The sequence below is a fragment of the Granulicella sp. dw_53 genome (genome assembly GCF_018449545.1).
Lineage (GTDB): Bacteria > Acidobacteriota > Terriglobia > Terriglobales > Acidobacteriaceae > Edaphobacter.
This window is the reverse complement of sequence record NZ_JAAVUR010000009.1, coordinates 102802-115822: the sequence shown is the minus strand read 5'-3', so window position 1 is coordinate 115822 and position 13021 is coordinate 102802. Positions and strand designations below refer to the sequence as shown.

Here is a 13021-nt window from a genome sequence, read left to right as displayed (position 1 = left end):
TGCAGTTGCATGAAAGCTGGCCGAGACTATGTGGTTCATCATACGGAGAGGCTGTCGCGGCCCGTGATCAGCCGAAAGGCTTCGAGGTACTTTTCGCGGGTGCGGGTGACGACGTCGTCGGGAAGCTCCGGCGCGGGATCCTGCTTGTTCCAGTGGATGGATTCGAGATAGTCGCGGACGAACTGCTTGTCGAAGGAGGGTTGCGCGCCGCCGGGAGAGTAGGTCGAGGCCGGCCAGTAGCGGGAGGAGTCCGGGGTGAGAACCTCGTCCGCGAGGGTGATCTTCCCGTCGATCAGGCCGAACTCGAACTTGGTGTCGGCGAGGATGAGACCCTTGGTCGCGGCATGGTCGCTGGCCCGTTGGTAGATCTCCAGGGTGAGGGCGCGGAGGTCTTCGGCGGGCTGCGCGCCGATGTGGGCGACCATGGTGTCGAAGGAGATGTTCTCGTCGTGGCCGCCGGTGTTGATCTTGGCGGCGGGGGTGAAGATGGGCTCGGGCAGGCGGTCGGACTCGCGCAGGCCGGAGGGCAGGGGAATGCCGCAGACGGCTCCGGTCGCCTGGTAGTCCTTCCAGCCGGAGCCGGAGATGTAGCCGCGGACGACGCACTCGACGGGAAACATCTGCGCGCGGCGGACGATCATGCTGCGGCCTTCGAGCTGTTCCTGGTAAGGAGCGAGCTGCGCGGGGTAGTGGGCGGTGGCGGCGGTGATGAGGTGGTTGGGGACGAGCGGCTTGAGCAGGTCGAACCAGAAGAGGGAGAGCTGGGTGAGGATGCGGCCCTTGTCGGGGATGCCGGTGGCCAGGACGTGATCGAAGGCGGAGATGCGGTCCGTGGCGATGAAGAGCAGGTCGGCGGCGGGGTCGGCGCCCAGGGCGTAGATGTCGCGGACCTTGCCGCGTGCCAGCAAGGGCAGGGAGCCGAGGTCGGTCTGAAGGAGAGCGGCGGACGTCTTGTTCATCTGGTGACGGTATCACTCCTCTGGTTCACTCCTCTAGGGATCGGGTGAGCCAAGCTGTTTAGTAAAAGGGAACGACGGCGTGGCGGCCGGTCTCCGCAGGCTGGCCGGGGAGTGCGGGGCAGACGACCAGGACGCTGTTGTGTCCGGGCTGAAGCACGGCGTAGGTCTCGCGTGTGATGCATTGGGTGTCGTACAGACGTGCGCCCTGGACGCGGCGGCGCAGGGGCAGAAAGCCGGAGCGGTAGTAGATGATGAAGTCGATTCCCGAGCTCTGGCTGGGCTTCGCGTCCCAGTAAATCTTATCGCTGTAGAACTTGTAGCCCAGATCGGCGATGGTGATCTGCTTCGTTCTGAAGAGATACGTCAGCTCCAGGACGACGCTGGTGGACAGCAACGGCAGAGCCAGGACGATCGCGATGATGCTGGTGAATTTCCGGGGCCGGAGCGTGGTGAACAGCATCAGGAAGAACTCGTAGCTGGCCAACGCGGACCAGGTGAGGAGCGCGTTGAAGAGTTCGGAGGTGGTGCTCCAGTTCGACGCCTTGGTAAGGCCGTAGAAAAGAATGGCGGCGAAGGCGGCGACGAGGAGAACGCGATGCACTCCACGCCCCAGGCTCGTCCAGAACAGCCGGAGCACCACGATGGCCGCGGTGAGGAGTGCCAGGACAGCCAGCGTAAGGAGAAGGTGCATCGATCTTTCGGGCTCAGGCTACGGCGCGGCGATTGTCTGCGGGCAGGTCGCGGCGGTTGAGGTTGACGCTGACGATCTTCGAGACTCCAGGCTCCTGCATGGTAACGCCGTAGATGACATCGGCCTGGGCCATGGTGCGCTTGGAGTGGGTGATGACGATGAATTGGGTGGTGGAGGACATCTCGGCGATCAGCTTGGCGAAGCGGCCGACGTTGGTCTCGTCGAGCGGCGCGTCGACCTCGTCGAGGACGCAGAAGGGAGCCGGCTGGAACTGGAAGATTCCGACCAGCAGGGAGAGCGCGGTGAGGGCCTTCTCTCCACCGGAGAGCAGCAGGATGTTCTGGAGCTTCTTGCCCGGAGGCGAGGCGACGATGTCGATACCGGACTCGGCGGAGTTCTCCGCGTCGGTGAGCCTCATGAAGGCCTGGCCGCCGCCGAAGAGCTTGGAGAAGGTGACCGAGAAGTTCTCGTTGATGACCTTGTAGGCCTCGTCGAACTTGATGCGCGAGACGTCGTCGATCTCCTTGATGGAGGCCTGGGTGTTCTCGATGGCGTCGAGAAGATCCTTGCGCTGGGCCTCGAGGAAGGTGTGGCGCTGGCTGGTCTCGGTGTACTCCTCCAGGGCCATCATGTTGACCGGGCCCATCGCTTCGAGCTTCTGCTTGAGGGTGCGGGACTCTTCTTCTTCGGTGGCAAGCGCTTCGCCTTCGATGCGGACGATGGCAGAGTCTTCGCGGAGGGTGACGGCTTCGACGGCGAGGTCGTTGAGGCAGGTGGCCTCGAGGTGCTCGATGTCGGAGGCCAGTTTGGCGGCGCGGGCGGTGAGGGTGGAGCGCTGCTCGCGCAAAGCCTCGGTCTCGTGGCGGAGGGTGCGGAGGCGGCCGTCGAGCTCTGCCATGGAGGCGCGCAGGGCCTGGGCCTCTTCGCTGAGCCGTGCGCCCTGGGCTACTGCGGTGGCGCGGGTCTCGGCGAGCTCGGCGTGCTGTATGGCGAGGCTGGCGGTCTCCTCTTCGCGGCGGAGCTTTTCGGCTCCGGCGCTGGCGAGCTGCTGGGTGAGCTGCTGGATGCGCTGGTTCTGGCCGTTGTAGAGGCGGGTGGTCTGCTCGAAGTTGGCGGCTGCGTTGCGGCGGCGCTCTTCGAGTCCGGCCAGCGCCGCGGCTGCGGCGGAGGCCTCCTGCTGGAGCTGCTCGCGCTCGCCGCGCAGGCCTTCGAGCTGGGAGTTCAGGTCGGCGAGACCGGCCTCGAGGGTGGCGCGCTCGTTCTCGAAGGCTGTGGCCTCCTGCTGACGGCGGGCGATGAGCTCGGCCTTCTGGTCGCGGGCTTCGCGGTTGCGCTCGGTGGAGAGCGTCCAGTCCTGCAGGCGGCGATCGATGCGGGCGGTCTCGGACTCGATCTGGCGGAGAGCAGCGCCGGAGTTGGCGGACTCGCGCTCCGCCTCGCGGAGGGACTGGCTCTGCGTCTCGATGGTGGAGACGATCTCGGTGATCTGCCGCTGGAGGTCGGCGGTGGCGAGATCGGTCTGGCTAAGCTCGGTCTGGGTGGCCTCGACCTTCTGCTGCACCTCGGTGAGCTCGCGCTTGAGGGCCAGTGGGCCCTGGGCGCGGGGACGCCCGCCGGTGACGGTGACGTTGTGGAAGGTCTCGCCGGAGGGCGAGAGGAAGAAGGCGTGCGGATTCGAGAGCGCCAGGGTACGGGCGGTGTAGGAGTCCGGCGCGATGAAGCCTTCGCGCAGCTTAGGCAGGATCACCTCGAGCGACTTGCCGAAGCCGGCCTCTCCCGCCGCAGGCAGGACGCGAACGCAGTCGCGCAGCGAGACGACGCCCTCGATGCTGGCGATGTTGCGCACAGCGTCGCTGGTCATGCCCTCGGCGAAGGCGAAGTTGGCCTGGGCGTCGTTAGGGCGCACCAGGAAGGTGGCGCGGCCGGTGACGTCGGTCTGCAGCAGGTTCATCCCGGCATCAGCAGCGTCCCACGACTTGACGACGATGTAGTTGAGCTCGTCGCGCAGGAACTCGTCGACGACCGACTCGTACTTGGCGTCGACCTCCAGGAAGTCAGCCAGCGTGCCGATGGGGGCCATGCCGTTAAGGTCCTTGCGGTTCGACTCCAGCTTGAAGATGTTGCGCACCGTCTCGGTGGAGTAGCTGTGGTCGCGGATCAGCGCTTCGAGCGAGGCGCTGCGTCCGGCCAGGGTAGCGACCTCGCCGCGAAGCCGGTCGCCCCGCTTCTTGGACTCGGTCTCCTCGTTGCGCTGGGTAGCAAGCTGGACGCGAAGCTGAGAGATCTCCGATTCGAGCCGTTTGACGCGCTGCGTGACAGACTCGAACGAAAGCGCGACCTGCCCGCGCTGAAGTCCAAGCGTAGCGAGCTCCTGGCGGGCGATCTCAGACTCGCTGGCGAGCCGTTCTGCCTCGCGCTCCAGTCCTGCAAGCGCCGCGGCAGCCTGAGCCTCTTCGTTGCGTGTCTGGCCGGCGCGCTGAATAAGCTGCATGGAGGCGCGGCGGTGCTGCTCGGCCTGCTGCTCAGCCTGTGCGACAGAGCGGACAGCCGCCTGAGCCTCTGCCTGACGGTGCTGCGCCGATTCGCGGGACTCCGTGGCCTCGGTGGTGGCGTTCTCCACGAAGCTGCGCTGCTGCTCCAGGTCCCCGGCGAGGCTGGCAAGCTGCGCCTGTGCCTGCGCAAGCTCCTCCGCGCCCGAGGCGAGCCGTGTGGTGAGGTCGGCGATGCGGTCCGCATTGGAGTTTGATCGTGCAGCGGTGCGTTCCAACTCGACGGCAGCCTGGTTGGCCTGTGCGCCTGTCTCGCGAATCTGTTCATCGAGCGCGTAGCCGCTGCGTACGCCCTCGGAGTGCTGCGCGTCCATCGTCTCGATATCGGTGGCCTGTGCGTCGATCTGGGCGGTAAGCTCAGCGACGGTCTTTGCGGTCGCGGCGGACTCCTGATCCATCTGGGCCATCCGGCTGGCCAGCACGACCCGCAGACGCGAGCGCAACTCATCGCGGAGAGCCCCGTAGCGCTCCGCCTTGGCGGCCTGACGCTTCAGCGTCGACATCTGCCGTGTGACCTCCTCGAAGATGTCGTTCACGCGGGAGAGGTTCTGCTTGGCCGACTCAAGCCGAAGCTCTGCGAGCCGCTTCTTGGTCTTGAAGCGCGTAATGCCGGCAGCCTCCTCGATGATGCCTCTGCGGTCGAGCGGCTTGGACGAGAGCAACTGTCCGATGCGCTCCTGTCCAATGATCGCGTAGGACTCGCCGCCCAGACCGGTGCCCATGAAGATGTCCTGAATGTCGCGGAGTCGGCAGATCTTGCCGTTGAGCAGGTACTCGGAGTCGCCAGTGCGGAAGAGGCGGCGGGTGATGGTCAGCTCTCCGGCGCGAATGGGGGCGCGGCCAAACTTGCGCCGGCGGATCTTCAACACGACGCTGTTCTTGGTCTCGGAGGCCGAGGCTTCGGCGTCCGGCTCCGGAGCGGCTTCTACCTCGGGGAGAGGCAACGAGGGGTCGCCCTCGAGCACGGTGCCAGGCTGAGCCTCCGCGATGGCCTCCTCCGTCTCCTCGGCGCGTTGCTGGCGGAGCGAGGTCTCGTCCCAGTCGGTCAGGTTGGGCTCGCGGTCGTCGATGACGATCTCGGGGCCACCTTGCAGAGAGGCGGCGTCGTAGATCTCCGGATCGACCAGCGTAAGCGATACCTCGGCCATCCCGGTCGGCTTGCGGTCGCGCGTACCGGCGAAGATGACGTCTTCCATCTTGATACCGCGCAGAGACTTTGCGGACTGCTCTCCCAGAACCCATGTGATCGCATCGGAGATGTTCGACTTGCCGCATCCGTTAGGGCCGACGACAGCCGCGATACCCTCACCGGTAAGCTGGACCTCGGTGCGGTCACAGAAGGATTTGAAGCCGAGGATCTGAACTTTTTTGAGCTTGAGCAAATTGGGACCTCTGCGGTATGGCGGATACTGACGAAGCTTTTGAATATGAGACGATTTCGTCCTGCTTCAACTCTAGCTGGGGATTTGGCCAGAATCAACGGAAACAACACCACCAGTTGTGGATAAGGGGGACAGAACACTACGAATGGGCCCGAGTGCAGAAATTTGGACTCAGGATATCCGGCAAGATGGTCAAAGCAGCTCGCTCCTGCCAAGAGCTTCGACTCAACTTGAGAGTGCTTGCTCTCAGCATAAACTTCCCTGACCAGGAACTCACAACGGAGAAGCATCGAACGTTCTTAGGCCCGCTTCTTAAGGTTCGGATGCATCCATTCTCGACCGGTAGAAGAATTTCCAACGAAAGTATTTCGGTGGTATAGGATGACCGCTTGCCAGAGAGCCATGCGATTTCTATAATCCGCCTTATCCCCAAAGCTATTTGACGGGTGGAGTAAGAACCATGCAATGCTCGATAACGCTCCGAACGATGGCGCCAAGCGAGTTATTAGGGTGGATGCACTATATTCAAGAACAGCGTAGCTCAGACTGACCCCGGGATCGCCGGTGGCAGCATCTCAAGGAAGAGTGTTTTCGAGGAGTGTTGAATGAAGAAGGCAGTCGTTGCATCTCTCCTGGCGTTTTCCGCGGTAACTGGCTTTGGTGCCGGTTCGCATGTCGCCTTTGCTCAATCCCAGGTCGGTGGTACCGCGGCCTCCAGTGACGTGCAGATGTCTCCGGCTGAGTACAAGGACTATAACGACGCGATCAGCCAGACGGACCCGAAGGCCAAGGCCGCCGCGATTGAAGCGTACCTCACCAAGTATCCGCAGTCTGCCGTGAAGGCGGACACCCTGCAGACCCTGATGTTGACTTATAGCCAGATCGATCCGGCCAAGACGCTGGATGCGGCGGACCGTCTCTTGCAGGTGGATCCGAACAACCTGCGCGCTTTGACCTTTGAGGTTTACTTCCGCAAGGCTGGCGCTGACTCCGCTGCTGACCCTGCTGCAAAGCAGGCCGCATTGGACGCTGCCGCTGGATTCGCCCAGAAGGGTCTGACTGCTCCAAAGCCAGCCAAGATGAGCGATGCCGACTTCAAGACCGTGCAGGATAGCGCGACTCCTATCTTCTACAGCGCGATTGGAACCGCCGCGTTGAACAAGAAGGACACCGCAACGGCAATTGATAGCTTCAAAAAGGAGCTGGCGAGCGTTCCTGTTGCGAACACCCAGACTCCCGGACCTGTGCTGCAGGATACCTACTTCCTGGGCCTGGCTTATCTCCAGTCCACCCCGCCCGACTTGCTGAACTGCGCGTTCTACGTCTCGCGCTTTGTAGCGTTCGCTCCGGAACCTTACAAGTCGCAGCTCGCTCCTACCGCGAAGTACTGCTACCGCAAGTATCACGGTACGGACGACGGCTACGACGCCGTCATGACCGCTGCCAACACGAACCTGAATCCTCCCGCTGGCTTCACCGTGACCCCGGCTCCCAAGGCCTCGGACATCGCGCATAAGACTGTAATGGAGACCTCCGATCTCGCCACCCTGGCGCTGAGCGACAAGGAGTTCATCCTCCAGAACGGCACCCCTGAGGATGCGGAGAAGGTCTTCGCAACCATCAAGGGCAAGTCGGTACAGATCCCCGATGCGACTGTGGTCGCGGCGACGGACAGCTCGATACAGGCTGCTGTCTCCGACGACGCCGTCCAGTCGAAGTCCGCGGACTTCACCTTCACCATGAAGGAGCCGTTGAAGACGGTTCCCACGGTAGGCGCGAAGATCACCTTGACCGGAACCTACGCCTCCTACACCCAGACCCCGCTGATGATCACCATGAGCGACGGCGAGGTTGTGGAGAAGAAGGCGCCCGCGAAGAAGGCGGCTCCGGCTCACCATACTGCTCCTAAGAAGTAAGTACGGTCTTTCGTAACGCAGAGGAGGCGGCCTTTTGGCCGCCTCCTCTGCGTTTGGAGCTCTTGTTCTGCAACTCCGGCAGCCAAAATGGATGTCAAGCCCCGGAAAGCGGCTCCGAATGGCTAAGTTGAAGGGAATAAACGGGATAATAAATAAGAAAAGGTGGCATGTGAGTTATGGACCGCTTGATAAAATAGAACCAGTGACCCAAAAGAAAGCCCCAGACCAATCCGGGGCTTTGCTCTTTAACAATCGAAGCCCCGTAACCCCATCTGCTGCACATATTTGTGCGTAAGCCTTTTCTTTGGAAGAGTTTAACGCGGGGTCTGGCTCGTATCTCGCTGCAACGATTCGGGTTACGCCCAGGCAAGGGGGGCACCCCCCGGCCATTCATTAGAGGGGGGTGTGCCGACTACTCGCCAAGCATGAAGCGCTTGATATGGTGGGCGCGGCCCGTCGCCCCGTCACAGGAGATAAGGGTGGCGCACATCTTGGGGTTGCCGGTAGCGGGCTCGAACTTGCCCGGCATGCCGGTGAGGAAGCGCTTCAGCACCAGCTCCTTCTCCACGCCGATAACCGAGTCGTAGGGTCCGGACATGCCAACGTCGGTCTGGTAGGCGGTGCCGTTGGGCAGGATGCGCTCGTCGGCGGTAGGAATGTGGGTGTGGGTGCCAAGCAGGGCAGTCACGCGGCCATCGAGGTACCAGCCCAGCGCGACCTTCTCGCTGGTGGCTTCGCCGTGCAAGTCGAGCAGGATCACCTTGGTGTTCGACTCGGACTCGATCTGCGAGAGGAGCTCGTCGGCTTTGCGGAAGGGATCGTCGCAGGAGGACATGAAGACGCGGCACTGGAGGTTCATCACGGCGAAGGGCTGGCCGTTGGGCAGCTCGCCCTGGTAGAGGCCGAAGCCGGGTGTTCCCACGGCGTAGTTGGCGGGACGAAGGACGCGGCGTCCGCGGACGTGGGAGTCCGCCGGAACCGTCATGTACTCGAAGATCTCCTTCTTGTCCCAGATGTGGTTTCCGGTGGTGATGACGTGCGCTCCCAGGTCGAAGAGCTCCTCCGCGATGGAGGGCGTGATGCCGAAGCCGCCAGCGGCGTTCTCGCCATTGATGACGAGCAGATCGACGGCGTTGGAGTCGAGGACATGAGGGAGATGTTCGCGGACGATATGGCGGCCGGCGGAGCCAAAGACGTCGCCGACGAAGAGGATGTTCACTGGGAGAGGTTAGCAGATTTGCCCAGCTTTCCCCAGCTCCACAGGGTCGGGCAAGTGCAATGGGCTCTTGCTGTGGTAGCTTTTTTAGCATGGCACAAAGCGGAAGATTTCAATTGAGCGTGCGGGTGTTGACAGTACTGGCGGGAGCGCCGGATGCGATGCATACATCGGCGGTGATTGCGGAGGAGCTGGGGGAGAGCGCGGTGATGGTGCGGCGGGCCTTCCTGCTGCTCCACAAGGCTGGGCTGATCGAGCAGCGGAAGGGACCGAACGGCGGCGCGAAGCTGAAGATTCCGGCCAAGCAGATCGGCCTCGGCGACGTCTTCGTCGCGACCGAAGGCGAGTGGATGACGCTCGACGATACCGCTGTCGCCGCGATGATGAAGAAGGTCCGCGGAGACGCCGTGGCAGCGATGAATGAACACTCGCTGGCTGGCGTGGTGAAGCGGATGAAGAAGGCGAAGTAAACTACTCCGCCGACTCTCCGTGAGGTTGATCTTCTGTCTGGGTAGCGGACTGGGCTCCAGCCTGCTGCTGCTTCGCCTGCGGACGCATCAACGGAAAGAGGATGACGTCGCGGATCGACTTGGCGCCGGTAAGGATCATGGTGAGGCGATCGATGCCGATCCCCTCGCCTCCTGTCGGCGGCAGGCCGTATCCCAACGCACGGACGTAGTCCTCGTCCATCTGGTGCGCCTCGTCGTCGCCGCGCTCCTTCTCGAGCAACTGCTGCTCGAAGCGTGCGTGCTGGTCGACCGGGTCGTTGAGCTCGGAGAAGGCGTTGCCGACCTCGAAGCCGCCGATGTAGAACTCGAAGCGCTCCACCCAGTCCGGCTCGTCCGGCTTGACCTTGGAGAGCGGCGAGACCGCGAGAGGGAAGTCGTAGATGATCGTGGGCTGGATGAGGTGTGGTTCCGCCAATGCCTCAAATAGTTCGGCGATCACCTTTCCGAGGGACTTTCCCTTCGACAGACGAGTGTGAGCCGTGCCGAGGGTTACGAGGTAGTCTTCTCGCTGCAGGGATTGGACTACGCCGTCTATCTCTTCTTCTGCAACTGCGCTTGCTTCGGGATTCTTGTCAGAGATTGCGTATAAGGCCTTCGATGCAAGATCAAGAAGCTGAAGGAGTGACTCAGAGGTCTGGAAGCTGGATGTCGTTGGGACGACTCCCGCGTCTGCAGGCCACCATTTGATGATGGCTTCGCGCATGGAAAGTTTGGTCCACTTGCTCAGATCGATCTCGTTCCGGTTGAAGTTGGTGATGGTCGTGCCGTTTACTTCGGTCGCGACGAAGGTCACGAGCTCCTGAGTAAGATCCATCAGGTCGTGGTAGTTCGCATAGGCCTGGTAGAACTCGAGCATAGTGAACTCGGGATTGTGCCGGGTGCTGACGCCCTCGTTGCGGAAGTTGCGGTTGATCTCGTAGACGCGGTCGAGGCCACCGACGACGAGGCGCTTGAGATAGAGCTCAGGAGCGATGCGCAGCGACAGTGGAATGTCGAGGGCGTTGTGGTGGGTCTTGAACGGCCGCGCAGCGGCTCCTCCGGCGATGGTGTGGAGCATCGGAGTCTCGACCTCAAGGTAGCCGCGGCTATCGAAGAAGGTCCGCAGGGCGCGAAGGACGGCGGCGCGTTTGACGAAGACCTCGCGGACGTTGATGGGAGCCTCTTCGGGCGCGGCTTCGCCTTCGGCAAGCTTGGGAGCATGGCCGGTGTTCATGAAGAGGTCGACGTAGCGCTGGCGATAGCGTAGCTCGGTGTCTTCGAGGCCGTGATACTTGTCCGGCAGGGCCAGCATGGCCTTAGCGAGGAAGGTAAGCTCCGTGACGTGGATCGTCAGCTCATTGGTTCGGGTACGGAAGACGTAGCCGCGAACGCCGATGTGGTCGCCGAGATCGAGCAGCTTGTAGAGCGCGAAGGTGTTCTCGCCGACGTCGTCCTTACGGACGTAGATCTGGAGTCTCTGGCCGTTCTGTTGCAACTGCGCGAAGCCCGCCTTGCCCTGGACCCGGATGGCCATGATGCGGCCGGCGATGCTGACCTCGTGCTTCGTTCCTGCGGCGAGTTCGGCGTCGAAGGTCTCGGCGGCAACGTGGTGGTAGGCGTAGCGGACGTCGTGAATGGTATGGGTGAAGGCGTAGCTATTGGGATAGGTCTGCTGGCCGAGCGCGGCGATGTCTCTCAGCTTCTGCTGGCGCAGCTCGTAAAGATTCTTCTCAAACTCTGATTCAAACTCTAACACTGTGTTTCCTTCTCAATTGAGGGTGACAATTCAGTATAGCGGTGGCGCTGAAGGGGCGAACGCAGCGAGCAGAAACAGAAAAGCCTCCACGGATGCGGAGGCTTTCTTGTTCTTCCATCCGGACAGACGGCGGATCGCAGTCTGTGAAGGACGACTACTGAACCTTGAGGAAGATGATGACGAAGGTGAAGAGCGCGAGGGACTCGATGAAGGCGAGACCGAGAATCAGGAAGATGAAGATTCCAGGACGAGCGCCGGGGTTGCGTGCCAGAGCTTCGGTCGCCGAAGCGGTCGCCTTACCCTGACCGAGACCGCAGAGACCAGCGGCCAAGGCCATGCCGATGCCTGCGCCGATTGGAACCCACTGGCTGCTGGGAGATCCTGCTCCCTGCGCAAAAGCCGGCGTTGCGAGTAGCAGCGCGGCCAACGTCATAAACAAGTATTGAAGCTGCTTCATGGTGTTGCTCCTTCTCCCATCGATTCGCCGCCAGTGGGTGGTTGATGCTCACCGTGCTGGCACCCTCACGCTGAACGGCGTTGGTGCATACCGCGAAGAGGGAGCCCCTTCGCGGCAAAACTAAAGTCTAGTGATCGTGCGCCACAGCCAGCGAGAGATAGATCGCTGCCAGCAGGAAGAACACGTACGCCTGAACCACGGCCACACCAAGGTGCAGGCCGAGGAAGATCAGGGGAATACCGATCGGCACCAGCGAGAAGAACGCCAGGGTGACGAGGTCGCCCGCGAACATGTTCGCGAAGAGACGGACGGTGAGCGAGAGGACGCGCGCGAAGTGCGAGATGATCTCGATGGGCAGCAGCAGCCAGGAGAGCCACCAGACCGGCCCTACGAACTGCTTGTAGTAGCTGACGCCGTTCGAGCGGATGCCGTGATAGTGGTAGTAGAGGAAGGTGATCAGCGCGAAGCCCAGCGGCACGACGACGTCGGCGGTCGGCGACTCAAGCTGCGGGACCAGGCCCAGCAGGTTGCTGAGCAGGATGAAGAGGAAGAGCGCGGTCAGATAGCTGGTGAAGCGCTCGGAGCCGTGCCCGATGATCGACTCACCCTGCTCGGAGACGAACTCGTGGGTCATCTCGGCGAGGTGCTGCGCTGCGGCTGGCTTCTCAACGCTGAGCGTTGCGCGCACCACGATGAAGTAGGCGATGAGCAGCAGGAAGACCAGAAACTCCATCGTGAAGGTCACGGTGATGGGAGCTTCGGGGTGAACAGGCTGCACATGGAATGCATGCAGCAGGCTCGTCGCCAGGCCACCGAAGTGGTCGTTCATGAAGTTGGTAAGCAGTAACTTGATCGGCATAAATAAAAGGGACTCTTTGCTGTGGGCTTTGCAGCCGGCTAGACAGTCCACGCCTTCATGAGCCGAAGTCCCTCGATGGAGAGTGCAAAGACTCCCAGCGCAAGGCCCCCCGCAAGCGCGTAGACCGAACCATTCAGTAGCTTAAGGCTAACATACAGAAGCACTACCGTGAGCCCCAGACGGAGGAAGAAGTTGACCAGCACCATGCCCATGGGCTTGGCGGCGGTTCCGCCGTCCATGCGAGCCATCACGGCGGTCATGAGGCGCAGCCACTCGTAGAGTCCGGAGCCGGAGATCAGGGCTCCCACGAGCAGGAGCGCGGCGCTCTGCCAGCCTGCTTTCAGCCCGATCAGGATGGCCAGGATTGCCGCCAGGATCGCTAGCAGGCGCAGAGCGCTGAGCATGGTGCGGCGGAAGTCGGCGTCGCTGAAGTTGGTCATCGTCCCGAAGGCCATTATGAGCCTCGCTTGAGGTAGCGGGAGGCGGTGGCGAAGATCTGGATGAAACCGCCGACCGCGCCCAGTACGATGCCGAGGATCCCGATCCAGCCCTGGTGGAAGTGGCGGTCGGCCCAGCTTCCCAGGAGCCATCCGATGAGGCAGCCGGCGGGAAGTGCGATGGCAAGCTGGATCATCGACTCTGCCTTGACGAGATCGCCCAAGCCGCCGCCCAGTCCGTTGCCTTGCTTCTTGTTGTCCGCCATAGCAGCAACCATTACATCATGAATAGCTTGGCCCACGGAGATCGA

The 13021-nt window shown here is 62.3% G+C and carries 11 protein-coding genes; 2 read left to right on the top strand and 9 right to left on the bottom strand.

Annotation, left to right across the window (positions count from 1 at the left end; translation table 11 throughout):
* Positions 1-38: 38 nt before the first annotated feature.
* From HB393_RS15425 to smc, 3 genes are read right to left on the bottom strand one after another with little or no spacing between them, the layout of a single operon-like run.
* Positions 39-959 carry a phosphoribosylaminoimidazolesuccinocarboxamide synthase gene (locus HB393_RS15425; RefSeq protein WP_213806076.1) on the bottom strand — a complete coding sequence of 307 codons (921 nt, stop codon included), beginning with the start codon at positions 957-959 and terminating at the stop codon, positions 39-41.
* Positions 960-1017: 58 nt separating this feature from the next.
* The gene (locus HB393_RS15420) at positions 1018-1650 is read right to left on the bottom strand and encodes a hypothetical protein (protein ID WP_213806075.1); all 633 of its coding nucleotides are present in this window, start codon (positions 1648-1650) and stop codon (positions 1018-1020) included.
* Between the two features lie 13 nt (positions 1651-1663).
* Positions 1664-5581: a chromosome segregation protein SMC gene (gene smc, locus HB393_RS15415; protein WP_213806074.1), complete on the bottom strand. Its 3918-nt coding sequence runs from the start codon at positions 5579-5581 to the stop codon at positions 1664-1666.
* A 605-nt stretch (positions 5582-6186) separates the two neighbouring features.
* Here smc and HB393_RS15410 point away from each other — a divergent pair.
* Positions 6187-7497, top strand: coding sequence for a hypothetical protein (locus HB393_RS15410; protein ID WP_213806073.1), 1311 nt, complete (start codon positions 6187-6189; stop codon positions 7495-7497).
* A 412-nt stretch (positions 7498-7909) separates the two neighbouring features.
* Here HB393_RS15410 and HB393_RS15405 read toward each other — a convergent pair whose 3' ends face one another.
* Entirely contained in the window at positions 7910-8716 is an 807-nt protein-coding gene (locus HB393_RS15405) for a TIGR00282 family metallophosphoesterase (protein WP_213806072.1), read from the bottom strand.
* Between the two features lie 59 nt (positions 8717-8775).
* Between HB393_RS15405 and HB393_RS15400 the strand changes: the two genes are divergently transcribed.
* A complete protein-coding gene (locus HB393_RS15400; protein WP_255551186.1) occupies positions 8776-9183 on the top strand; it encodes an Rrf2 family transcriptional regulator in 408 nt (135 codons plus the stop codon).
* A gap of 1 nt (position 9184) precedes the next feature.
* Here HB393_RS15400 and HB393_RS15395 read toward each other — a convergent pair whose 3' ends face one another.
* The 5 genes from HB393_RS15395 to HB393_RS15375 all read right to left on the bottom strand — a co-directional run bounded on the left by HB393_RS15395 (position 9185) and on the right by HB393_RS15375 (position 12976).
* Positions 9185-10957, bottom strand: coding sequence for an amino acid--tRNA ligase-related protein (locus HB393_RS15395; protein WP_213806070.1), 1773 nt, complete (start codon positions 10955-10957; stop codon positions 9185-9187).
* 154 nt (positions 10958-11111) lie between these two features.
* Positions 11112-11414, bottom strand: coding sequence for an ATP synthase F0 subunit C (locus HB393_RS15390; RefSeq protein WP_213806069.1), 303 nt, complete (start codon positions 11412-11414; stop codon positions 11112-11114).
* Between the two features lie 127 nt (positions 11415-11541).
* Positions 11542-12273: a F0F1 ATP synthase subunit A gene (gene atpB / locus HB393_RS15385; protein WP_213806068.1), complete on the bottom strand. Its 732-nt coding sequence runs from the start codon at positions 12271-12273 to the stop codon at positions 11542-11544.
* A gap of 38 nt (positions 12274-12311) precedes the next feature.
* A complete protein-coding gene (locus tag HB393_RS15380; protein ID WP_255551185.1) occupies positions 12312-12728 on the bottom strand; it encodes a hypothetical protein in 417 nt (138 codons plus the stop codon).
* On the bottom strand, positions 12728-12976 hold the full coding sequence (locus HB393_RS15375; RefSeq protein ID WP_255551184.1) for an AtpZ/AtpI family protein: 249 nt from the start codon (positions 12974-12976) through the stop codon (positions 12728-12730). Before HB393_RS15375 ends, HB393_RS15380 begins: the two co-directional genes overlap by 1 nt.
* Positions 12977-13021 lie beyond the last annotated feature (45 nt).

Excerpts from the sequence above, each read along its gene's own strand:
- HB393_RS15425 (WP_213806076.1), bottom strand. The coding sequence starts at position 959 with ATGAACAAGACGTCCGCCGCTCTCCTTCAGACCGACCTCGGCTCCCTG.
- HB393_RS15420 (WP_213806075.1), bottom strand. The coding sequence starts at position 1,650 with ATGCACCTTCTCCTTACGCTGGCTGTCCTGGCACTCCTCACCGCGGCC.
- HB393_RS15410 (WP_213806073.1), top strand. The coding sequence starts at position 6,187 with ATGAAGAAGGCAGTCGTTGCATCTCTCCTGGCGTTTTCCGCGGTAACT.
- HB393_RS15400 (WP_255551186.1), top strand. The coding sequence starts at position 8,776 with ATGGGCTCTTGCTGTGGTAGCTTTTTTAGCATGGCACAAAGCGGAAGA.
- HB393_RS15390 (WP_213806069.1), bottom strand. The coding sequence starts at position 11,414 with ATGAAGCAGCTTCAATACTTGTTTATGACGTTGGCCGCGCTGCTACTC.
- atpB (WP_213806068.1), bottom strand. The coding sequence starts at position 12,273 with ATGCCGATCAAGTTACTGCTTACCAACTTCATGAACGACCACTTCGGT.
- HB393_RS15380 (WP_255551185.1), bottom strand. The coding sequence starts at position 12,728 with ATGGCCTTCGGGACGATGACCAACTTCAGCGACGCCGACTTCCGCCGC.
- HB393_RS15375 (WP_255551184.1), bottom strand. The coding sequence starts at position 12,976 with ATGGCGGACAACAAGAAGCAAGGCAACGGACTGGGCGGCGGCTTGGGC.